This window comes from Thermanaerovibrio acidaminovorans DSM 6589 (genome assembly GCF_000024905.1).
GTDB lineage: Bacteria > Synergistota > Synergistia > Synergistales > Synergistaceae > Thermanaerovibrio > Thermanaerovibrio acidaminovorans.
In genome coordinates, this window is sequence record NC_013522.1 from 840,538 (window position 1) to 860,434 (window position 19,897).

The 19,897-nt window shown below is 61.5% G+C and carries 21 protein-coding genes; 17 read left to right on the forward strand and 4 right to left on the reverse strand.

The window, feature by feature from the left end; all coding sequences use genetic code 11:
• Positions 1-148: 148 nt before the first annotated feature.
• Entirely contained in the window at positions 149-943 is a 795-nt protein-coding gene (locus TACI_RS04090; RefSeq protein ID WP_242601154.1) for an MBL fold metallo-hydrolase, read from the forward strand.
• A gap of 22 nt (positions 944-965) precedes the next feature.
• Positions 966-2,210, forward strand: a complete 1,245-nt coding sequence (locus tag TACI_RS04095) for an NAD(P)-dependent malic enzyme (protein WP_012869558.1) — start codon at positions 966-968, stop codon at positions 2,208-2,210.
• Between the two features lie 32 nt (positions 2,211-2,242).
• On the opposite strand, the gene selD is transcribed toward TACI_RS04095, so the two are convergent.
• Together selD and TACI_RS04105 are read right to left on the reverse strand one after the other, a co-directional pair.
• Complete coding sequence (gene selD / locus TACI_RS04100; protein WP_012869559.1) at positions 2,243-3,277, reverse strand: selenide, water dikinase SelD; 1,035 nt, start codon at positions 3,275-3,277, stop codon at positions 2,243-2,245.
• A complete protein-coding gene (locus TACI_RS04105) occupies positions 3,274-4,284 on the reverse strand; it encodes a biotin--[acetyl-CoA-carboxylase] ligase (RefSeq protein WP_012869560.1) in 1,011 nt (336 codons plus the stop codon). The genes selD and TACI_RS04105 overlap by 4 nt, the downstream gene beginning before the upstream one ends.
• An 83-nt stretch (positions 4,285-4,367) precedes the next feature.
• On the opposite strand from TACI_RS04105, the gene prfB reads away from it, so the two are divergent.
• Together prfB and TACI_RS04115 are read left to right on the forward strand one after the other, a co-directional pair.
• Positions 4,368-5,493 (forward strand): peptide chain release factor 2 gene (prfB, locus tag TACI_RS04110; RefSeq protein WP_012869561.1). Its coding sequence is split into 2 segments (ribosomal slippage): positions 4,368-4,439 and positions 4,441-5,493, totalling 1,125 coding nucleotides; the frame shifts between segments, so codons are not numbered across the junction.
• Position 5,494: 1 nt separating this feature from the next.
• On the forward strand, positions 5,495-7,237 hold the full coding sequence (locus tag TACI_RS04115; RefSeq protein WP_012869562.1) for a SpoIVB peptidase S55 domain-containing protein: 1,743 nt from the start codon (positions 5,495-5,497) through the stop codon (positions 7,235-7,237).
• A 12-nt stretch (positions 7,238-7,249) separates the two neighbouring features.
• On the opposite strand, the gene TACI_RS04120 is transcribed toward TACI_RS04115, so the two are convergent.
• Complete coding sequence (locus TACI_RS04120; protein WP_012869563.1) at positions 7,250-7,612, reverse strand: diacylglycerol kinase; 363 nt, start codon at positions 7,610-7,612, stop codon at positions 7,250-7,252.
• A gap of 155 nt (positions 7,613-7,767) precedes the next feature.
• On the opposite strand from TACI_RS04120, the gene TACI_RS04125 reads away from it, so the two are divergent.
• Positions 7,768-9,435: a formate--tetrahydrofolate ligase gene (locus TACI_RS04125; RefSeq protein ID WP_164925143.1), complete on the forward strand. Its 1,668-nt coding sequence runs from the start codon at positions 7,768-7,770 to the stop codon at positions 9,433-9,435.
• Positions 9,436-9,518: 83 nt separating this feature from the next.
• Here TACI_RS04125 and TACI_RS04130 read toward each other — a convergent pair whose 3' ends face one another.
• On the reverse strand, positions 9,519-10,475 hold the full coding sequence (locus tag TACI_RS04130) for a TAXI family TRAP transporter solute-binding subunit (protein WP_012869565.1): 957 nt from the start codon (positions 10,473-10,475) through the stop codon (positions 9,519-9,521).
• Between the two features lie 289 nt (positions 10,476-10,764).
• On the opposite strand from TACI_RS04130, the gene rpmE reads away from it, so the two are divergent.
• From rpmE to TACI_RS04190, 12 genes are all read left to right on the forward strand, one after another.
• On the forward strand, positions 10,765-10,995 hold the full coding sequence (gene rpmE / locus TACI_RS04135) for a 50S ribosomal protein L31 (RefSeq protein ID WP_012869566.1): 231 nt from the start codon (positions 10,765-10,767) through the stop codon (positions 10,993-10,995).
• 89 nt (positions 10,996-11,084) lie between these two features.
• The gene (thyX, locus tag TACI_RS04140; RefSeq protein WP_012869567.1) at positions 11,085-11,780 is read left to right on the forward strand and encodes an FAD-dependent thymidylate synthase; all 696 of its coding nucleotides are present in this window, start codon (positions 11,085-11,087) and stop codon (positions 11,778-11,780) included.
• On the forward strand, positions 11,768-12,742 hold the full coding sequence (locus tag TACI_RS04145) for a DUF1385 domain-containing protein (RefSeq protein ID WP_012869568.1): 975 nt from the start codon (positions 11,768-11,770) through the stop codon (positions 12,740-12,742). The genes thyX and TACI_RS04145 overlap by 13 nt, the downstream gene beginning before the upstream one ends.
• Positions 12,743-12,749: 7 nt before the next feature.
• A complete protein-coding gene (prfA, locus tag TACI_RS04150) occupies positions 12,750-13,823 on the forward strand; it encodes a peptide chain release factor 1 (RefSeq protein WP_012869569.1) in 1,074 nt (357 codons plus the stop codon).
• Positions 13,824-13,833: 10 nt separating this feature from the next.
• Positions 13,834-14,688, forward strand: a complete 855-nt coding sequence (locus TACI_RS04155; RefSeq protein WP_012869570.1) for a N5-glutamine methyltransferase family protein — start codon at positions 13,834-13,836, stop codon at positions 14,686-14,688.
• A 40-nt stretch (positions 14,689-14,728) separates the two neighbouring features.
• Positions 14,729-15,919 carry a thioredoxin-disulfide reductase gene (gene trxB / locus TACI_RS04160; RefSeq protein ID WP_012869571.1) on the forward strand — a complete coding sequence of 397 codons (1,191 nt, stop codon included), beginning with the start codon at positions 14,729-14,731 and terminating at the stop codon, positions 15,917-15,919.
• Positions 15,920-15,955: 36 nt separating this feature from the next.
• Positions 15,956-16,888 carry a 1-phosphofructokinase family hexose kinase gene (locus TACI_RS04165; RefSeq protein ID WP_012869572.1) on the forward strand — a complete coding sequence of 311 codons (933 nt, stop codon included), beginning with the start codon at positions 15,956-15,958 and terminating at the stop codon, positions 16,886-16,888.
• Positions 16,889-16,900: 12 nt separating this feature from the next.
• On the forward strand, positions 16,901-17,347 hold the full coding sequence (locus TACI_RS04170) for a CBS domain-containing protein (RefSeq protein ID WP_012869573.1): 447 nt from the start codon (positions 16,901-16,903) through the stop codon (positions 17,345-17,347).
• Positions 17,348-17,349: 2 nt separating this feature from the next.
• Positions 17,350-17,808, forward strand: coding sequence for a low molecular weight protein arginine phosphatase (locus TACI_RS04175; RefSeq protein ID WP_012869574.1), 459 nt, complete (start codon positions 17,350-17,352; stop codon positions 17,806-17,808).
• A gap of 47 nt (positions 17,809-17,855) precedes the next feature.
• Positions 17,856-18,320, forward strand: coding sequence for a flagellar export chaperone FliS (gene fliS, locus TACI_RS04180; protein WP_012869575.1), 465 nt, complete (start codon positions 17,856-17,858; stop codon positions 18,318-18,320).
• Entirely contained in the window at positions 18,301-18,765 is a 465-nt protein-coding gene (gene flgN, locus TACI_RS04185; RefSeq protein WP_242601187.1) for a flagellar export chaperone FlgN, read from the forward strand. Before fliS ends, flgN begins: the two co-directional genes overlap by 20 nt.
• 46 nt (positions 18,766-18,811) lie before the next feature.
• Positions 18,812-19,867, forward strand: coding sequence for a M48 family metalloprotease (locus TACI_RS04190; protein ID WP_012869577.1), 1,056 nt, complete (start codon positions 18,812-18,814; stop codon positions 19,865-19,867).
• The last annotated feature ends 30 nt before the right edge of the window (positions 19,868-19,897 follow it).

Below are 19,897 nucleotides of genomic sequence, written 5' to 3' on the forward strand. Positions count from 1 at the left end.
CAAAGCATAGCACAGCCTCCAAATTAAGCATATACTTCTACCACATCCCAGCCATTTTATGAAGGGGGGAGGAGCCACGCCAACGTCATCGATCTACCCCGGGAACTTCTTGCGCTTTCTTGGTACCTCCGGCGCGAGGTTCTGTACCATGCATCAGATCAGGTCCAGCGGGGGGATCTTCTTCCGATACGGAGGGTTCGCAGGGGTCCTGGACCCTGGGCCGGGTAGCCTGCATCAGATATGCAGGGCCGTTCCCGAGCTGGATCCCACCGAGCTGGATGGGGTGATAATATCCCACCGGCACTTGGACCACTGCGGCGATGCCAACGCGGTGGTGGAGGCCATGGTGGGGGGCGGCTTCAACGAGAGGGGGAGCATTTTCTTACCAAAGGACGCCCTCTCCGACGAGCCGGTGGTATTCGGGTACCTGCGACGAAAGGTTGGAAGGCGGGTGCTGCTCGAGGATGGGGGCTCTTACCCCCTGGGAGAGGGACAGACCCTTAGGGCCCTGGGGCTTAAGCATCACGGGGTGACGACCTTCGGCTTCGTCCTCTCCGGCCGGGGTTTGAGGTCCGTTGGGATAGTCAGCGATACCTCCCTGGTCCCACAGGTTTTCCAGATAGCCAGAAGCTGTCAGGTTATGGTTGTCAACGTGACGCTGGAGAGGCGGAGGCCAAACCTGGATCACCTGTCCTTGGAGGACTTGAAGGAGCTGCTGAGTGAGATCCCGGTCCCCCTGGTGCTCCTGACCCATATGGGGCGAGGGGTGCTTAGGCTGGGACCCGATGCGGTGGCGTCCATGTTCAACCATCTAAGCTCCCGGGTGATCTGCGGGGAGGATGGAATGGTGGTAGACCTGGACTCCCTGGAGGTGGCCATGATGGATCCCCGGGAGCCTAGGGAGGGGAGCCACTCTTGGAACCAGCGGTTTCAGGACTTGTGATGGACTAAAGGGGGTTGTGACCGTGACGGTTGATAAGGTGAGGGCCCTGGAGATCCATCGAAGGGCCAAGGGCAAGATAAAGATCTACCCCACTGTGAACATAAGGAACCAGGAGGACCTGGCACTGGCCTACGTGCCCGGGAGCGTCCACCCCGCCATGGCCATAGCGGAGGACCCCTCCTGCAGCTTCGATTACACCGGCAGGGGAAACCGGGTGGCGGTGGTGACCGATGGGTCCGCCGTTTTAGGATTGGGGGACGTGGGACCCGCGGCAGCCCTGCCGGTCATGGAGGGGAAGTGCCTCCTTTTCAAGCTCTTCGGCGACATCAACGCCTTCCCGATGTGCCTGGACACGAACGATCCCGATGAGGTGGTCCATTGCGTTAGGCTGATGGCTCCCACCCTAGGGGGGGTCAACGTGGAGGACATATCCAGCCCCAACACCTTCACCGTGGTGAGGAAGTTGAGGTCCACGTTGGACATCCCGGTCCTGTGTGACGATCAACACGGGACCAGCGTCCTCATGTTGGCGGCCCTTAAGAACTCGTTGAAGCTGGTGGAGAAGCGGTTGGAGGACGTGAGGATCGTGATAATAGGCGCCGGTGCCGCCGGGGTTGCCACCGTGGAGCTCCTCCTGGCCGCCGGGGCCAGGAATGTGGTCTGCCTCAATAGCTCCGGCGTCCTTGGGGAGGAGAACCCCAGGATGGACCACATCCAGGCGGAGCTGGCCCAGAGGACCAACCCGGAGGGGATCCGGGGGGGCATCGCCGAGGCCCTCAAGGGGGCGGACGTGATGATAGGCCTCTCCAGGGGGGGATTGGTTAGCCCTAACCACGTGGCCTCCATGTCCAAAGGGGCGGTGGTCTTCGCAATGGCGCTCCCCGATCCGGAGATATCCTACGAGGAGGCCGTATCCGCCGGAGCCGCGGTGGTGGCCACCGGCAGCGTGGAGCACCCGAACCCGCTACTCAACCTCCAGGCCTTCCCAGGGATCATGAGGGGGGCCTTGGACGTCAGAGCCACCGCCATAAGCGATTCGATGCTGATCGCTGCAGCGGATGCGCTGGCATCGGTCACTGAGGACCACGAGCTGTCCCCTCAAAACGTCCTGGCGGATCCGTTCTGCGACGAGACTGCACCCAGGGTGGCGGAGGCGGTGGCCCAGGCGGCAATCCGGGAGGGCCTGGCGTCCAACATTCTGCCCCCCGGCCAGGTCTACAACGAGACCTGGCAGAGGATATACGGGGGCTCCCTGATGAGAATATGAGGATATCTGGAAGTAGAAAGGCGGGGGAGGGGTTACTCCACCAGAACCTTCCCCTCCCCCTTGATGAACCTCCCAACCGTTGCGGCCCTGTGGAAGCCAAGCTCCCACAGCTGACTGAGCACCTCTTTCTCCGACCCCGGGGCCACCGCCAGCAGGAGTCCCCCGGAGGTCTGAGGATCGAATAGGATATCTTGGACCGCCAACGGTACGTTTGGGGACATTAGCACCCGATGCTCCACATGACCCCGGTTAGAATAGGCCCCGGCGGGGACCATCCCCATGGAGGCCATCTGGAACGCCCCATCTATAAACGGTACCTGGTCATGGTGGATCACCAGGTCCAGTTCCCGATGGCTCAGCATGTCCATGCAGTGCCCCAAAAGCCCAAAGCCGGTCACGTCGGTGGCGGCCCGGACGTTCCCAAGCAGGGACCGATCCATCCTACCCGGCACGTTGTTCAGCATCCTCATCCATTGGACAGCCTGATCCAGCCAATCTCCCTCGGCCACCCCCCCCTTGGAGGCGGTGGTTATTATCCCGCTTCCCACAGGCTTGGTGAGGATGAGCGAGTCCCCCTCCCTGGCGCCGGTCACCCGCCAAAGTCCACCTTCATCCACCTCTCCGTAGACGGAGAGGCCGTACTTGGGTTCCTCGTCCTGGACGCTATGCCCCCCCGCAAGGCAGGCCCCGGCCTCCATCACCTTCCTGGCCCCCCCCTCTAGGATCTGGCTCAAAACCTCCAGGGGTTCGCAGGAGGTGGGGAAGGCCACAAGGTTCAGCGCCACCTTGGGTGATCCCCCCATGGCGAAAACGTCGCTTAACGAGTTGGCGGCGGCGATCTCCCCGAACGTCAATGGATCGTCCACTATGGGGGTGATGAAGTCCACGGTTAGTATGGCCAGCCGTCCCTCTCCGATCCTCCACAGGGCCGCGTCCTCCCCGTTGTCCCACCCGGATAGGAGGTTAGGGTCCCTGCGGGAGGGCAACCCCCTCAATATGGTGTCCAGCTCCGCTGGACCTATCTTGGCGGCTCAGCCGCTGGTCTTGGCCCTCTCGGTCAGTCTCATTCCCCTTCACCTCCTTTGATTGGTCTAACGTGCCTCACGTCGCCGGCGGAGAACCTGAGAAGCCCGGTTGAGGTGCGGATCAAAAGGGATCCTTCATCCTCCACGTCTTCCGCCACGCCCTCCAAGGTCCCGGAATCGGATGATACCACGATCCGACGACCCAGGGTGGAGCACCTTCCGCGATAGGAATTTATGAAAGCCTTTCGGTCTTCGCAAAGGATCCCTATGTGGTGTTTGAGGCTCCTCAGGAAGAAGGCCAGAAGATCATGTCTTGCCACCAAGGTGCCCCCCTCCTCCGCGATGGACGTCACGTCTTGGGGGGAGTCTTGGATGGTTGGGGAGCCCTTGATGTTGACACCTATGCCCGCCACTATGTGGTGAACCCGGTCTGCCTCCACAGCCCCCTCGCTGAGCATGCCGCAGAGCTTTCTACCCCCAACTAGGAGGTCGTTGGGCCACTTTATGTCCACCTTGATGCCGCAGCGGGCCTCTATGGCGTCCCCCATGGCCATGGCGCAGGCCAGGTTGACCATCTGGACGTGTCCCGGCAGGATCGGGGGCCTCAAGAGCACCGAGGCGTAAAGCCCCCCCTCCGGCGACTCCCACCTACGGTCCCTCCTTCCCCTTCCCATGGTCTGCCGGTCCGCCACGGCGGTCACTCCCTCCGGATGCCCCTTCTGGGCCAGATCCTTCACCGGATTCTGGGTCGATTCGATCCGTTCGAAGTGGAGGATCGGGTGCCCCAGGGGACAGTCCCACAGGAGCATCTCCGCCCAAGAGGGGGAGAAGCGGTCCTCCCCAGGGGGGCCCTCCAGCACGTACCCCTTGTGGGGGACGGAGGATATGGGTATCCCCTCGTCCCTCAGGATGCCCACCATCTTGGAGATACCCTGCCTTGTCACTCCCAGCTCCCCCGCGATGGCGGAGCTGGGGGTTAGCTTCCCCAGGTTGTCGAAGAGCATCTTCAGAGCCATTACCCGGTTGTCAAGCCTCACGTGTTCGCCCATCCCCTTCTGCTCAGCTCCCCGCCCACCCCTTAGGTGGTATAATCTTGCACCGTCCAATATAGCAACTCTTAGGAGGGGTGTACATGGTCGTTCTCCCGGTGAGCACGGTCATGGGCAACTTGCGTTCGCGGATGTGCGAGCTGCGTGACAGCCTTTGACCTGGAGGGACTGGATCGAAAGATAGGGGAGCTCATGGAGCGGGTCTCCTCCGATGGGTTCTGGGAGAGGGAGGACTCGACGGAAGTGGCCCGGGAACTATCTCAGCTTCAGCAGCGGAGGGAGTCGTTCAGCGCACTGGAGCGGGAGATGGAGGACCTGGAGACCCTGGCGGAGTTGCTTCAGGCCGGGGAGGACGAGGATCTGTCCCGGGAGTTTTACGATAGGGCCGCGGAGATGGAGCGTAGGCTGGAGAGGACCCAGGTGCTGACCCTGTTGGACGAGGAGTACGACAGGTCCGATGCCATAGTGGGGATCCATGCGGGAGCCGGCGGCCTAGACTCCCAAGACTGGGCGGAGATGCTCTATCGCATGTACGTCCGCTGGGCCGAGCGGAACGGCTTCAAGGTCCGGGTCCTGGACGAGCTACCCGATCAGGAGGCGGGGATAAAGAGCGTGACCTTCCAGGTGTCGGGGGAGTACGCCTATGGATACCTCAAAGGTGAAAGAGGGGTCCACCGGCTGGTGAGGATATCCCCCTTCGATGCCGCCAAGCGGAGGCACACCAGCTTCGCCTCCGTAGAGGTGATGCCCGTTCTTCCCGACGACGTGGAGATCGAGATAAGGCCCGAGGACATAAAGATGGATACCTTCCGGGCCAGCGGCGCCGGAGGTCAGTACGTTAACATGACCGACTCGGCGGTTAGGATAACCCACATCCCCACCGGTATAGTGGTGAGCTGCCAGGTGGAGAGATCCCAGCACATGAACAGGGCCACGGCTCTCCAGATGCTCAAGTCCAAACTCTTCGAGCGACAGCTAAGGGAGAGGCAGGAACAACTGGAGGCCATCCAGGGTGAGAAGAGGGCCATATCCTGGGGTAGTCAGATAAGGTCCTACACCCTTCAGCCCTTTCAGCTGGTTAAGGACCATCGAAGCGGATGCGAGATAGGGAACGTCCAGGCGGTGTTGGATGGGGACCTGGACGACCTCATGATGGCGTACCTGAAGTTCTACAAGACCGGCAGGCTTTGGAGGGATTCGGATTCGTAGGATGACGCGCCCCCTGTTGGGGTTTCTTGTGGCGGTGTTTATCTCCTCCTGCCCCTCCTTGGCCTTGGCGGATACGTTCAACGTCAAGGGGGGCATATTAAGGGTTGGTGACATCAAGCCTAGTCTGAAAGGTGTTGGCTTAACGGTCTTCCAGGGGCGGGACATCAAACCCTTTGACCTTGATATCCTGGGTGTCTTGGACCAGCAGGAGGCCCCAAGGAGGCTTGTGCTGGTTAGGGCCAAGGGGGACCTGATCGGCAGGTCTGGAGGGATCGCCGCCGGGATGAGCGGATCTCCGGTCTACGTGGGGGGTCGCCTGGTGGGCGCAGTAGGCTTCGGATGGGAGTTCGGAGACCACCGTATGGGACTGGTGACCCCCATGGAGGAGATGTTGAAGATACCCCCCATGGAGCGGGGGGAGACCCCCGGGGTGGAAAGGCTGGAGGGCCCGATGGACGAGGAAGATGGGGGGGCGAGGGACGTTGCCCCCGAATCCCAGGATTTGGCCCTGTACTCCCCTCTCATGATAGGGGGAGTGAGTGGCCGGTTCGCCAAACGGATAGCCGGCGGCCTATCCGCTCGGCAGATCCTCCCCTCGGGTCGCAATGACACCCAACTGTCCCGAGGACCAGGCTTTGAGCCCGGTTCCGCATTGGGGGTGGCCCTTGCGGTGGGGGATGTGACGGTGGGCTCCATCGGCACCGTGACGGCGGTGGACGGGGACAAGTTCCTGGCCTTCGGACACCCTTTCCTCAACAGGGGGACCGTCCGCTTTTTCGCCACCGACGCATCGGTTGTGGGGGTCATCCCCAGCCTTCAGACCCCCTTCAAGCTTGGATCCCTGGGGGCGGTGGTGGGCACCGTGATGCAGGACAGGCCCCAGGGGATCTACGGCAGGGTGGGGGTCTTCCCCCCCTTCAACGAGTACCACATCCACTTCACTGACGTGGACTCAGGCAAAAGTGCGGTTCGCCGGTTCAGGGCGGTGACAGATCCCTTCGTGGCATCTAGCGTGATCACCCCCGCCGTGGCGGGGTGCGTGGAGGACCTCTGGGGTCGATCCGGCCAGGGCACCGGTGAGGTGAGGATGACCATAGAGGGAGGAGGACTCAAGGAGCCCTGGAGCAGGACCAACTTCTTCTCCTCCCCATCGGACCTGGTGGAGGCCATGTTCAAGGAGTTCGACGTGATCCACACCCTGCTGCCCGTCAACCCCTTCCGGAAGATCTCCCCCATGACGGTCAAGCTGGACGTGAAGGTCACGGAGCTACCGAAGGTGCTCTACCTGGAGAGGGTAGAGGTGCCCAAGGATAGGACCTTTAATCCCGGGGAGCTCATCGGGGTGGACGTTTGGCTTAGGCCCTGGCGGGGCAAGCCTCAGAAGAGGACCTTCAACGTAAAGATCCCCGCGGACGCCAAGGAGCCCGTTGAGGTGGTTGTCCGGGGGGGCGGGATTGGGGAGAGGGAGCAGGAGTCCATCAAGATGGGCCGCAGGAGCATAGACAGCCTCGACGCGCTTCTTCGGGAGATATCTGCCCTGGAGGCCAACAACGAGATAGTGGTGGAGGTCCTGTCCGGCAGGGAGAAAGACCGGGAGGAGGAGACCCGCCTGCTCAGCGAGATAAAGGCGGACCTCACCAAGGAGGGCTCCATGAGGGTCCTCAAGACCAACTACTACGTGGACGGGTTCCTTAGGGTCCCCCTCAAGATGGGGACCAAGGATGGGGAGGACGCGGGGGATTGATCGGCCCCCGCCTCATGGTTGCCTAATCAGTAGCCACATGGCCACCCCGTAGCAGGATACCAGACTGACGAAGACCGAGGCGGACAGCATGTCCTTGGTCCGCCGGATGTCCTCCCGGTAGGTCTGTCCTATGTGGCAGTCGATCAGGATCTCCACCGCGGAGTTGACCAACTCGAGGGAGAGGGGGAGAAGGGAGATCAGGAAGGCGGGGATCGTCCGATCCAACGGTCTCTTCATGGCTATCCCCAGGAGGAGCACAGTGGCGGAGGAGCAAACCTCGTAGCATACCGCCCTCTCCATGGTGAACGCCACCTTGAGGCCGTTGCACGAGAACAGAAACTTCCTAAGTAAGCTTGTGTTCTTCCACTGACCCAAGCGAATCCCCTCCAGGTGGATAGTATATTGCGACCTGCCCCCCAAGCTAACTGGACCCTGGGATTATATCAGACCGACGGTTACGGGGGGGCGGATGTTTTAGATGTTTTATTGATGTATAATAGACGCATATACCAACCGAGGGAGGGGTAGAAGTGTTGTCGGACATCGAGATCGCCCAGGCGGCGCAGTGCAAGCCAATAGGGGAGATAGGCGCGGAGCTAGGCATACCGGAGGAGTTCCTGGTCCCCTACGGTCGCAACAAGGCCAAGGTGGATCTGAACTTCTATAAGGCCATACAGGATAGGCCCCAGGGTAAGCTGATCCTTGTGACCGCCACGACCCCCACCGCTGCCGGAGAGGGGAAGACCACGGTCACCATAGGTCTCACTCAGGCGCTGGTCAAAAAGGGTAAGAAGGCCATGCTGTGCCTCCGGGAGCCCTCCCTTGGCCCCTGCTTCGGCGTAAAGGGGGGCGCCGCTGGGGGCGGCTACTCCCAGGTTCTTCCGATGGAGGAGATAAACCTCCATTTCACCGGGGACATCCACGCGGTGGGCGTGGCCCACAACCTGTTGGCCGCCATGATCGACAACCACATTCACCAGGGTAACCAGCTCAACATAGATCCCCGCACGGTCACCTGGCGCAGGGTGGTGGATATGAACGACCGGGCCCTCAGGAACGTGGTGATAGGCCTTGGGGGCAAGGCGGACGGGGTCCCCAGGGAGACCGGGTTCGACATAACAGTCGCCTCGGAGGTGATGGCCATCCTGTGTCTGGCCGAGAGCCTATCGGATCTGAAGGATAGGCTGGGGCGGATAGTGGTGGCCAGGACCTACGATGGCAAGCCGGTCACCGCCGCCCAGTTGAAGGCCAACGGTGCCATGGCGGCGTTGCTCAAGGAGGCCATCCGTCCCAATCTGGTGCAGACCATAGAGCACGTGCCCGCCTTCGTCCACGGGGGGCCCTTCGCCAACATAGCCCACGGGACCAACTCGGTGGTGGCCACCAAGATGGCCCTCAAGCTGAGGGACTACGTGGTGGTTGAGGCGGGCTTCGCATCGGACCTGGGGGCGGAGAAGTTCATGGACATAGTCTCCCCCTACGGGGGTTTCCACCCCGATGCGGTGGTGGTGGTCACCACCGTGAGGGCCCTTAAGCTTCACGGCGGGGTCCCCAAGGACAGGCTCTCGGAGGAGAACCTTGAGGCTCTCAGGGCGGGTATACCCAACCTGGAGGCCCATGTGGAGAACATGCGGCAGTTCGGCGTGCCGGTGGTGGTGGCCCTCAACCGCTTCGTGGCGGACACCGATGATGAGATCCAGCTGGTGAGGGAGGCGGTCCTGTCCAAGGGGGCCCGGATGGCCTTGGCGGAGGTCTGGGCCAAGGGGGGAGACGGTGGGCTGGAGCTGGCTCAGATGGTCCTGGAGGCCCTCGATGAGGGGGCAAATTACCACAAGCTGTACGATTGGGATCTGCCCCTGAAGGACAAGATATCCACCATAGCCACCAAGGTCTACGGGGCCGATGGGGTTGACTTCTCCCCCGCCGCGTCCAAGGCCCTGGCGGAGCTAGAGGAAATGGGGTACGGAAAGTTGCCGGTTTGCATGGCCAAGACTCAGATGTCCCTTTCGGACCAGCCGGAGCTCAAGGGACGCCCCAGGGGCTTCCGGCTGAACGTGAGGGAGGTCCGCCTGTCCGCCGGAGCTGGGTTCGTGGTGGCCATATGCGGCTCCATCATGACCATGCCTGGACTTCCGAAGTCGCCGGCGGCGGAGAGGATAGACATCGACGACCAGGGCAGGATAACCGGTCTTTTCTAGACCGCGTCTTGTCCCTAGAAAACCATAGGGGGTGGGCCGAATGCCCACCCCCTATGATCATATTAGGAGCATCGCCGAAGCTCCTACTTGGGGAGCTTCATGCCCTTCTCCTGGTAGTACTTGGCGGCCCCAGGATGCAGGGGAACGGTGACCCCGTTCAGGGCGGTCTTGAGGGTTATCTCCTTGCCCTTGGCGTGGGCCTTGTGGACCACGTCGATGTTCTCCCAGAGGGCCTTGGTGAACTTGTAGACCACGTCCGCAGGGACCTTCTCGTCCACCACTAGCAGGGCCATCACCGCCGGGGTCTTGACCGCTGAGGTTACCCCCTTGTAAGTGTTGGCGGGGATGGAGCTCTTTACGAAGTAGGGGAAGTCCTTGGTGAGCTTGCCCAGGGTGGCGTCATCGAAGCTCACCAGATTTATCTCCTTGGTGGTGGCCAGGTCCATTATGGATGACACCGGGTACCCCGCCACCACGAAGCCCGCATCAAGCTGGTTGTCCTTGAAGCGCTGGGTGGTGGTCCCGAAGTCCAGGAAGTCGGTCTTCATGTCCGAGTACTTGAGCCCCACGGTCTGGAAGATGGCCCTCACGTCCGCCTCCACGCCGGATCCGGGGGCGCCGACGGAGACCCGCTTCCCCTTGAGGTCCTGGATGTTCTTAACGTTGGAGTTCTTGAGGGTGATCAGGTGAACGTGCTCCGGATAGAGGGCGGCGATGACACGCACGTTCTTGATGGGGGTCTTGAACATCATCTTGCCGTTGTAGGCCCAGTAGGCAGTGTCGTTCTGGGCGAAGGCTATCTCTATGTCGTGGGCCCCTATGAGGTTCAGGTTCGCCACAGAAGCGTTGCCGGTCTCGGCGGTCACCTGCAGATCCGGTGCCCCCTTGTTTACCGCCTGCGCTATGGCGCCCCCTAGCGGATAGTAGGTTCCGGAGGTACCCCCGGTGGCTATGGAAAGGAACGTCTTGGCGCTGGCTACCCCCGCCAGCGACGCTACCATGAAGGCCGCCAAGATCAGCTTAGCTATTCGCTTGGTCATATCTCTGTTCCCCCTTCTTTTTCATCTTAAAAAGTTCCGTGCCAATCAACCCCCTGATGCCCCCGCGGATCTCCTCGCCCACTCACCCCCCGCTCGCTAAGATTCTGTATGGCCTGTATGGTGATTATATTGCACCTCTTCCAAATGCTCAATGTTAACCTCTGACAGTGCCAGGGACATCATCTGATCCGGGCGTCAAAACCCTCAGATCGTTGCGCCCCGGGTGGAAATGTGATAAATTCAGTCGGTGTGCGTGCAACCATGAAATCTTTTCGGAGGTGCTAGATATATGAAGAAGGACGTCCATCCCAAGTATGACGTGTGCAAGGTGACCTGCGCTTGCGGCAACAGCTTTGAGACCCGGTCCACCCTGGAGGAGATAAAGGTGACCGTGTGCAACGCCTGTCATCCCTTCTACACCGGCAAGAAGGGCGGCCGGGTGGCCGAGGCGGGCCGCCTTGAGAAGTTCCGTCAGAAGTACGCGGGGGTTGACTACGGTCAGAGGAAGGTCTCTGAGTAGGTCAATTCCTTGCGGATCCGCTGGATTCTCACTTCAGGGGGAGCTAAGCTCCCCCTGAAGCTTATGATGCGTTGAGGGGAGGTGCCCCCTTGTCCTTGGATGTAAGGTTGATCTCCCATTCCCCCGATCCGGTGAGGTTGGTGGCCGCCGCCGCCCGGCTCTGCTATAGCCCCGTGGGGGCCAGCGATATCTTGATGGCACTGGATGACAGGCAGGCATCGAGCCTGATAGATCGGCTCCACAGGAGCGGCCACATGTCGCCCTTCGAGCACGCATCCTTTACCTTCTCGGTGGATGGACTTAGCCGGGTGGCGTCCCATCAGCTGGTGCGTCACCGGATAGCCAGCTTCTCCCAGCAGAGCCAGAGGTACGTTGACTCCTCGGGTGGGGGGTGCGTGATGCCCCCGTCGGTGGCGGCATCCCCGGAGGCGGCCAAGGTGTTCAGCGATTCGGTCAGGGCTTCCATGGAGGCCTACAGGGCCCTCTGCTCCATGGGGATCCCCAGGGAGGATGCCCGATTCCTCCTGCCCCATGGCTTCGAGACCAGGATGGTGTTCACCATGAACGCCCGGGAGCTACATCACTTCTTCTCCCTTAGGCTCTGCAGGAGGGCCCAGTGGGAGATAAGGGCCTTGGCGCTAGAGATGCTACGGCTCGTTCGGGGGGTCGCCATGGAGCTCTTCCGCCTGGCGGGCCCCTCCTGTGTGGTGAACGGAAGGTGTGACGAGGAGCGTCCCTGCGGACGACCGTTCTCTTCCGTGGAGGATCTGCTTTGTTCCAGCTGAAGAGGATCTGCTCATCTGCCCTTGGGGCCTTAGATCTAGCCGTCTTGGCTGTGGCGTCTCAGGAGGGGGGGAGGTCCCTGCCCGTTGGGGGCCAGGCGGTGATAGAGGGGGTCATGATGAGGGGCCACTCCGCCTGGGGGCTGGCGATCCGCTCCCCTGGGGGTGAGGTCGCCAAATATCGCTGGGACACATCCTCCTGGGTGGCCTCCTCCCCCTGGAATTGGCCCATATTGAGGGGCTTCTGCTCCATGTTGGATATGATAAGGGAGGGCTATAGGGGGCTATCCATCTCCGCCTCTGTGGTCTCGGCGGAGGGCCAGCCGTCCCGCTGGGAGGCCTTGCTTTCGGTGGCCTTGGCGTTGGTGATGGTGGTGGGGCTCTTCCTTCTCCTGCCCCTGTGGCTATCGGAGCTCCTGGGCCGCAGGGCTCACGTGGGGGGAGTGGGCCTCAAGCTGCTGGAGGGGCTGGTCAGGTGCGCCGTCTTCGTGGCCTACATAGGGCTCATGGGGCTCATAGGGGACATGAGGCGGGTCTTCGCCTATCACGGGGCGGAGCACAAGACGATAAACGCCTACGAATCCGGGGCGGATTTGACGGCGGACTCGGTCCTCCGGTTCTCGAGGATTCATGTGAGATGCGGTACCTCCTTCCTGGTGGTGGTGGTGCTGGTCAGCGTCCTGGTCTTCGGCACCCTTGGCAACGGGGGCCTGGTCTGGAGGATATCGAGCCGGGTGGTTTTGCTTCCCTTGGTGGTTGGCATCTCATACGAGATAATAAAGTGGGCCTCCCGGGGAGGTGCCCTGGGGAGGGGGCTGATCTTCCCCGCCCTTGGGCTTCAGCTTCTCACCACCCGGGAACCATCATCGGATCAGGTGGAGGTGGCCCTGAGCGCCCTTCGCCTCGCCTTGGGCGACGAGGATGGCCATGTGGATCCGTGGTCACAAAAACTAGATCAGGGGTGAAGATGCTTTGGACTTTCTGAAGAAGCTAGAGGAGATAGAGTCCGCCTTCCAGGACATCGAATCCAGGATGGCGGATCCTGAGATCTCCAACAATGTGCAGGAGATGCAGTCCCTTAGCAGGAGGCACTCGGAGCTCTATCCGGTGGTTCAGGCCTTCAGGGAGTACCGCAAGGTTATGAGATCCCTTGAGGAGGCCCAGGAGCTTCTGGAGCAGGACGATGAGGAGATGCGGCAGCTGGCCAAGGAGGAGGTCCAGAGGCTTTCTGACATGTTGCCGGGGCTGGAGCAGGACCTCAAGGTGCTCCTGTTGCCCCGGGATCCCAACGATCACAAGAACGTGATAATAGAGATAAGGGCCGGCGCTGGGGGAGACGAGGCGGCCCTGTTCGCCGCCGACCTGTTCCGGATGTACACCCGGTACACCGAGAGGCAGGGGTGGCGCTACGAGATAATGGAGATGAACGAGACCGGCATCGGGGGCTATAAGGAAGTGGTCTTCCTCGTCAAGGGTGAGGGGGCCTACAGCAAGCTCAAGTTCGAGAGCGGGGTCCACCGGGTGCAGCGGATCCCGGTCACCGAGGCAAGCGGCAGGATTCACACCTCCACCGCCACCGTGGCGGTGTTGCCCGAGGCGGAGGACGTGGACGTCCAGATAAGGCCCGAGGATCTGAAGATAGACACCTACCGGGCCAGCGGTGCCGGAGGCCAGTACGTCAACATGACCGATTCGGCGGTCAGGATAACCCACATCCCCACCGGTCTGGTGGTGACCTGCCAGGATGAGAGGTCCCAGCTCAAGAACCGAGCCAAGGCCATGCAGCTTCTGAGGGCCAGGCTCTACGACCAGGAGCTTCAAAAGCAGCAGGCCCAGATGGCGGCGGAGCGCAAGGGGCAGGTTGGAACCGGGGATAGGTCCGAGCGCATAAGGACCTACAACTACCCCCAGAACAGGCTTACGGACCATCGGATCGGTTTCACCCTCTACAAGCTGGACCAGGTGCTGGACGGGGATCTCTACGAGCTTATCGAGGCCCTGAGGGTGGCGGATCAGGCGGAGAAGCTCAAGACCCTGGCCCTGTAGGAGATAGAACTTGAAGCTTAGGGATCTTAAACAGGAGATCATCAAGACCCTGTCCGGGACGGACGGGGTCTTGCGTCCATCTTGGGAGGCGTCCCTCATATTGGCCACTTGCCTCGGTGTGGGGCGAGAGAAGCTTGTGTCCATGGGGGAGGAGGATGTATCCCCCCATGTGGCCCTGGAGATGACCGCGAGGAGGGCCAAAGGGGAGCCGTTGGCGTATGTGTTGGGAACCATGGACTTCCTTCAATGGAACTTCCTGGTGGGACCTGGCTGTCTCATCCCAAGGCCGGAGACGGAGGTTCTGGCCTCACTTGCGGCGGAGACGTTGGGCCCCCGGGGCCGTTTCCTGGACTGGGGGACCGGAAGCGGGTGCATCGCCTGTTCCCTGGCGATGATGGTGGACGGAAGCCAGGGGGTGGCCATGGACGCTAGCCCCGGGGCCCTCAAGTGGGCCTGGAGGAACGTCCAGCGATACCGCCTGTCGAACCGGGTCCTTTTGGTCCATGGATCTTCCGCTCACTTCATATCCCAAGACCTCACTCCCTTCGACCTGGTGGTGGCCAACCCTCCCTACATACCGTCGGAGCACATGGGAGAGCTGGACGGCTCGGTATCCCGGTTTGAGCCCCACCTGGCTCTGAACGGGGGTGATGGGGGTATCCAGGTCCCAGTGGAGTGGCTGAGGGGAGCGGTCCGCCTGTTGCGGGCTGGGGGGCAGGTCCTGATGGAGACCGCCGGGGATTGGCAGCTCTCCATCCTTGAGGCCCTTGAGATAGAGGGGCTCTCCTTCGTGGGGTCTCATCAGGATCAGTTCGGGGTTCGAAGAGTTGGCCGGTGGAAAAGGGTGGCGGATGAGATAGAATAACAGATGAACGCTTAAATCCTTCTGTCGGGGGTGTTCTCGGATGGAGAGACGTGAACTGGTCATACTGGGCGCCGGACCTGCCGGCCTTACCGCCGCCATATATGGGCGAAGGGCGGGGCTAGACGTCCTCATAATAGAGAGGGGAATGCCCGGGGGGCAGATAACAATAACCGATGAGATAGAGAACTGGCCGGGGGTTCAGCACGCATCGGGCCAGGAGCTTGCGGACAGCTTCAGGAGGCACGCGGAGAAGTTCTCCCCAGAGTTCAGGGATGCCACCGTCACCTCCCTTGAGGTTCGGGACGGTAGGAAGGTGGTGGTGACCGACAAGGGGGAGGTGGAGGCCGAGGCGGTGATAATAGCCACTGGGGCCAACTTCAAGCGTCTCGGGTGCCCCGGGGAGGCGGAGTACACCGGCAGGGGCGTCAGCTACTGCGCGGTTTGTGACGGAGCCTTCTTCGAGGGGGAGGAGGTGGCGGTCATAGGGGGTGGTAACACCGCCGTGGAGGAGGCCTGCTACCTCACCCAGTTCGCCAGCAAGGTCTACATAGTCCACCGGAGGGACTCCTTCCGGGCCGACAAGGTGCCGGTGGAGAGGGCCATGAGCAACCCCAAGATAGTGCCGATCTTCGACTCGGTGGTGGAGGCCATCGAGGGCGGGGATATGGTGGAGCGGCTGGTGCTTTGGAACGTGAAGACCCAGGAGGTCTCCACCCTTCCGGTGTCCGGGGTGTTCATCTTCGTGGGCACCGCTCCTAACAGCGGCTTCGCCTCCTCCCTGGTGGAGACGTCCCCCGGGGGATGGATAAAGACCAACTCCCGGATGGAGACCTCAGTGGAGGGGATCTTCGCCGCCGGGGACGTGAGGGACACGTTCCTCCGGCAGGTGGTGACCGCCGCTGGGGACGGGGCGGTGGCCGCCATGTCCGCCTACTCTTACATAACCGAGCAGCTCCACCTGCAGAAGATCCTGTTGGAGCCCCCTCGGGTGAACGCACTCTTCTATTCCAGCATAGATCAGGAGCAGGTCCGTCTAGTGGGACGGGTGGAGGAGTGGGCCTCGTCCAAGAACGTACAGGTCACCTTGGTGGATGGCTACAGGAACCTTAGGATGATGGAGAAACTGGGGGTCAGGGAGCTGCCCACCGCCATGGTACTCAAGGAAGGCAGGGAGGTGAGCAGGGCCTCGGTGACCTCGGAGGAGGACCTGGGGCTGTTCCTTGAGCTCTAACGCCCTGCGGGTCTATCCTGGGAAGGGGGGGTTCGTGTGATCCTCACCGTAACTTTAAACCCCGCGGTGGATGAGGAGTACGTGGTTCCGGAGTTCAGACCCGGGGGATGGTTTCGTGCCTCCCAGGTGAACAGGTCACCGGGGGGTAAGGGTATTAACGTCTCCATCATCTTGAAACAGATGGGGGTAGACTCGGTGGCCATGGGCTTCCTGGGGGGCTATAACGGAGGCTACATCCGGGATCAGCTGGCCAAGCTGGGCATATCGACCAGCTTCGTTCATCTGAGGGGCGAGACCCGAACGACCACCTACGTGGTGGACGAGATAGGTAGGGTTGAGACCGGGATAGTGGAGGCGGGACCCTACGTTCCCGAATCGGCCCTTGCCAGGTTCCTCAAGGCCTACTACAGGATGCTAGGAAGGTGCAGTTCCGTCATGATAGGCGGATCTCTGCCCCCAGGGGTGCCTCAGGACATATACCGGGACCTGGTTCACATGGCGTCCGTGAGGGGCAAGGACGTGTTCGTCGACGCCTCCTCGGGGGCCTTGCTGTCCGCTGTTGACGGGGGGCCCAAGGTGGTGAAGGTGGACCACCGCTTCATGTCCATGGTGATGGACGTTCCCCTCCTGTCCCTGGACAACCTTAAGTCGGTGGCGGCCAAGCTTCACGACGAAGGGGTTCCTTGGGTGGTCACCTCCTATCGGGGCTATGGGGACCTCTTCTCCACCCCCGAGGGGGTCTACATAGGGGAGGTCCCCAAGAGCAGGGTGGTCTCCCTCTTCGGCGCCGGAGATGCCCTCATGGCGGGTCTCGTTTTAGCCTTCCAGGAGGGGATGGGGACCGAGGACTCGATCCGCTTCGCCATGGGTTGCGCCCTGGAGGACTCCCTCCACCTGGAGAAGGGCGTCCAATCCCGGGAGGCGGTGGACGAGGCGGCCCGGAACGTCAAGGTTACCAGAGTTGGGTGAGGGGGGCTTGCCATGAAGGTTGCGGACGTGATGGAGCGAGACCTTACCGCCCTTTGGGAGGACTCCACCCTCTTGGATGCGGTGGAGGTCATGTTCAGCCACGGCCTTTCGGGGGTCCCGGTGGTGGATGAGGATTACCGGGTCATAGGCTTCATAAGCGAGAAGGACGTGGTTAGGGCCGCCCTGCCGGGCTACGTGGACTACCTTCAGGATGCCCTGGTCATCCCTGACTTCGGCCAGTTCCAGGTGAGGCTTAGGAGGGCAGGCAAGGAGATGGTGAGCAAGTACATGGCAAAGGACGTAATATCCTTCCAGGAGGACGACAGCGACCTCTATGTGGCCATGACCATGATCCGTCACAACATCAAGCGGGCGCCGGTGGTGAGGGGCGGAGTTCTCATCGGGGCCGTGACTCGAGCGGCCCTAATGGGCAGGATGATGGAGGAGGTGTCCTCCTGAGGATGCGCAAGGTCCTCTTCGTTTGCACCGGCAACACCTGCAGGAGCCCCATGGCGGAGGCCTTCTTGAGGTCTCTATGCGGCTCCTCCGTGGAGGTGGCCTCCGCAGGGCTCTTGACCGTGGACGGCCTGTCCGCCAGCCCCCTGGCGGTGGAGGTATCAAGGGAGTTCGGCGTTGACATATCCGGTCATAGGTCCTCATGCCTCCAGGATGAATTGGTGGACGGGGACACCCTTTTGGTGGGCATGTCCAGGTCCCACGTTGACGTGTTGCTGCAGAGGGGTTACGGAATTACCGCCCTGGGAGTCCATCTCTTCGGGGAGCTGGTGGGAAGGGGACAGGTGGATGTGCCCGACCCGTTCGGTTGGGGGGAGAAAGAGTACAGGTCCGTGGCGGCCTTGATATGGGACTGGAGTAATGAACTGGCCAGGCTTAAGCCCTGGGAGGGAATGGGGTCTTAAGTTCAACCCCGCCGGGATCCGATACAGACAGGGAGGGGTGATGAACCATGGATGCCAACGTTGCCCGCAGGGCTCAGGACATGTACAGGGCGAACCAGATCCAGACCGCCACCAGGGAACAGCTACTGCTTCTGACTTACGACATAGGGATAAAGGCGTGCAACGGCGCCATAGACGCCATGGAGAGGGCCCAGATAGAGAGGGCAAACGAGGAGCTCAAGAGAGCCCAGGCGGTGGTGAGGGAGCTGATGGTCACCCTGAACATGGAGCAGGGGGGCGACGTTGCCAAGGCCCTCCTCAGCCTCTACGACTTCTTCTACAACCGATTGGTGGAGGCGAACGTAAAGAAGGATCCTTCCATAGTGAGGGAGGTCCTGGCCATGCTGGAGGAGCTTCGAAGGACCTGGGTCGAGGCCATGGAGAAGATCCGGGAGGAGCAGACGCCTAAACAGCCGGAGCACGTGGCAACTCCATCCGGATCCGGTCTTGGAGGTGTTAACATTGCGGGCTGATCCGGATGCCCTCAAGTCTAGAGTGGAGGGGCTCATAGACCAGGAGATGGCCATATACTCCGCCCTGGGGGGACTCATAGACCGGGAGGCCCAGTGCGTATCCGACCGGGACATGGAGGGCCTCATGGAGGTCCTGAAGGAGAAGCAGTCCTACATATCTCGCCAAGAGGAGCTTTTGGATCTGTGGCGAGAGGTGGCGGTGTCGCTTGGGGTCTCCGGCGGAAGGGAGAGCTCCGCCTTCTGGGCCGCCATATCCTCCAAGGTTGGGGAGAGGGGCTTCAACGATCTGGTTCTAAAGGTCAACCAGGTGAGGCAGATGGCCGCCTCCCTCCTGGACAGGGAGAGAGAGGTTCAGGGGGAGCTGGAGTCCCACCTGTCGGAGCTAAGAGCCAAGCTGATCCAGATGAGGAACGGCAGACAGGTGATAAGGGGATATGGCGGATAGGCGTTCAAATCCCAATGCCCCCCTCCGCAGGGGGGCATTGCTTTCCTTGCTTCTAGCCGGTCTGATCCTCCTGGCCCCCCTGTGCTCCCCCAGCGGGGCCGCGGTTCCCTCCAGTGATCCCAAGGACCTGGAGAGGGAGATCAAGATCGGAGACCAGGTGTCCAAGGAGGTGGAGGAGCGTTTCCGGCTTGTCTCTGACCCGGTGGTGCTCTCCCGATTGGATGCCATAGTTGCAAGGCTGGAGAAGGGGGTCCTTCGTCCCATGCCCTACAGGTTCAAGGTGGTGGAGGAGCGGTGGCCCAACGCCTTTGCCCTTCCGGGAGGCAGGTGTTACGTCACCACCGGCCTTCTGGACCTGCTTCGGTCCGATTCGGAGCTGGCGGCCATAATGGCCCATGAGATGGTGCACGCCGACCGGGCGCATGGGATCATCCAGGCGGCCAGGAATCAGAGGCTGTCCCTGGTATCCCTTGGGATAGCCCTGGCAACCAGGGGACATGGGGCCGCCATGATCCTCTCCAATGTGGCCCAGGTGGCCATAATGAACCAGTACAGCAAAGACTTGGAGAGGGAGGCGGACCTGGAGGGGCTGAACCTGATGATCGAGGCCGGATACGATCCATCCGGCATGGTGACAGCCCTGGAGAAGCTCCTGGATCATCAGATCAGGAGGCCCCAGGTGGATCTTGGGGTTTACATGAGCCACCCGGAGCTGCGAGATAGGATAGATTACGTGACCAGGTCCATGGAGAAGAAGGGGCTCAAGGTTTCCAGGAGGGGGCCTCTGGGGGTCCTCAGGTTGAGCTTGAGGCGCTCCGATGACTCGGTTGAGCTTTGGATGGATCGGGTGAAGCTCATCTCCGCACCACCATCCATGGAGCCCGTGCTGAGACGCCTGTCCCAATCGCTGGATAGGACCATACGCTTCGAGACCATGCCCCAGGACGTGCTGGTATCCCCCGACGGCGGCCTTTGGGTCGATGGGGTGAGGGTTCTAACCAGCTCCGAATTGCCGGAGGCCAACCTCGACTCACTTCGGGACGCTCTTGTAAAATCCCTATCGGAGGCGAGGTCCAGGCATCCATTGGCCAAGATATACTGATCGCCCGCGGAGATGTAACGATAGATTGAC

What these genes read in the sequence shown, in the direction of transcription:
- fliS (WP_012869575.1), top strand. Translation starts at nt 17,856, where the DNA reads ATGGATGCCAACGTTGCCCGCAGGGCTCAGGACATGTACAGGGCGAAC.
- trxB (WP_012869571.1), top strand. Translation starts at nt 14,729, where the DNA reads ATGGAGAGACGTGAACTGGTCATACTGGGCGCCGGACCTGCCGGCCTT.
- TACI_RS04170 (WP_012869573.1), top strand. Translation starts at nt 16,901, where the DNA reads ATGAAGGTTGCGGACGTGATGGAGCGAGACCTTACCGCCCTTTGGGAG.
- TACI_RS04090 (WP_242601154.1), top strand. Translation starts at nt 149, where the DNA reads ATGCATCAGATCAGGTCCAGCGGGGGGATCTTCTTCCGATACGGAGGG.
- rpmE (WP_012869566.1), top strand. Translation starts at nt 10,765, where the DNA reads ATGAAGAAGGACGTCCATCCCAAGTATGACGTGTGCAAGGTGACCTGC.
- TACI_RS04130 (WP_012869565.1), bottom strand. Translation starts at nt 10,475, where the DNA reads ATGACCAAGCGAATAGCTAAGCTGATCTTGGCGGCCTTCATGGTAGCG.
- TACI_RS04115 (WP_012869562.1), top strand. Translation starts at nt 5,495, where the DNA reads ATGACGCGCCCCCTGTTGGGGTTTCTTGTGGCGGTGTTTATCTCCTCC.
- TACI_RS04105 (WP_012869560.1), bottom strand. Translation starts at nt 4,284, where the DNA reads ATGGGCGAACACGTGAGGCTTGACAACCGGGTAATGGCTCTGAAGATG.
- TACI_RS04175 (WP_012869574.1), top strand. Translation starts at nt 17,350, where the DNA reads ATGCGCAAGGTCCTCTTCGTTTGCACCGGCAACACCTGCAGGAGCCCC.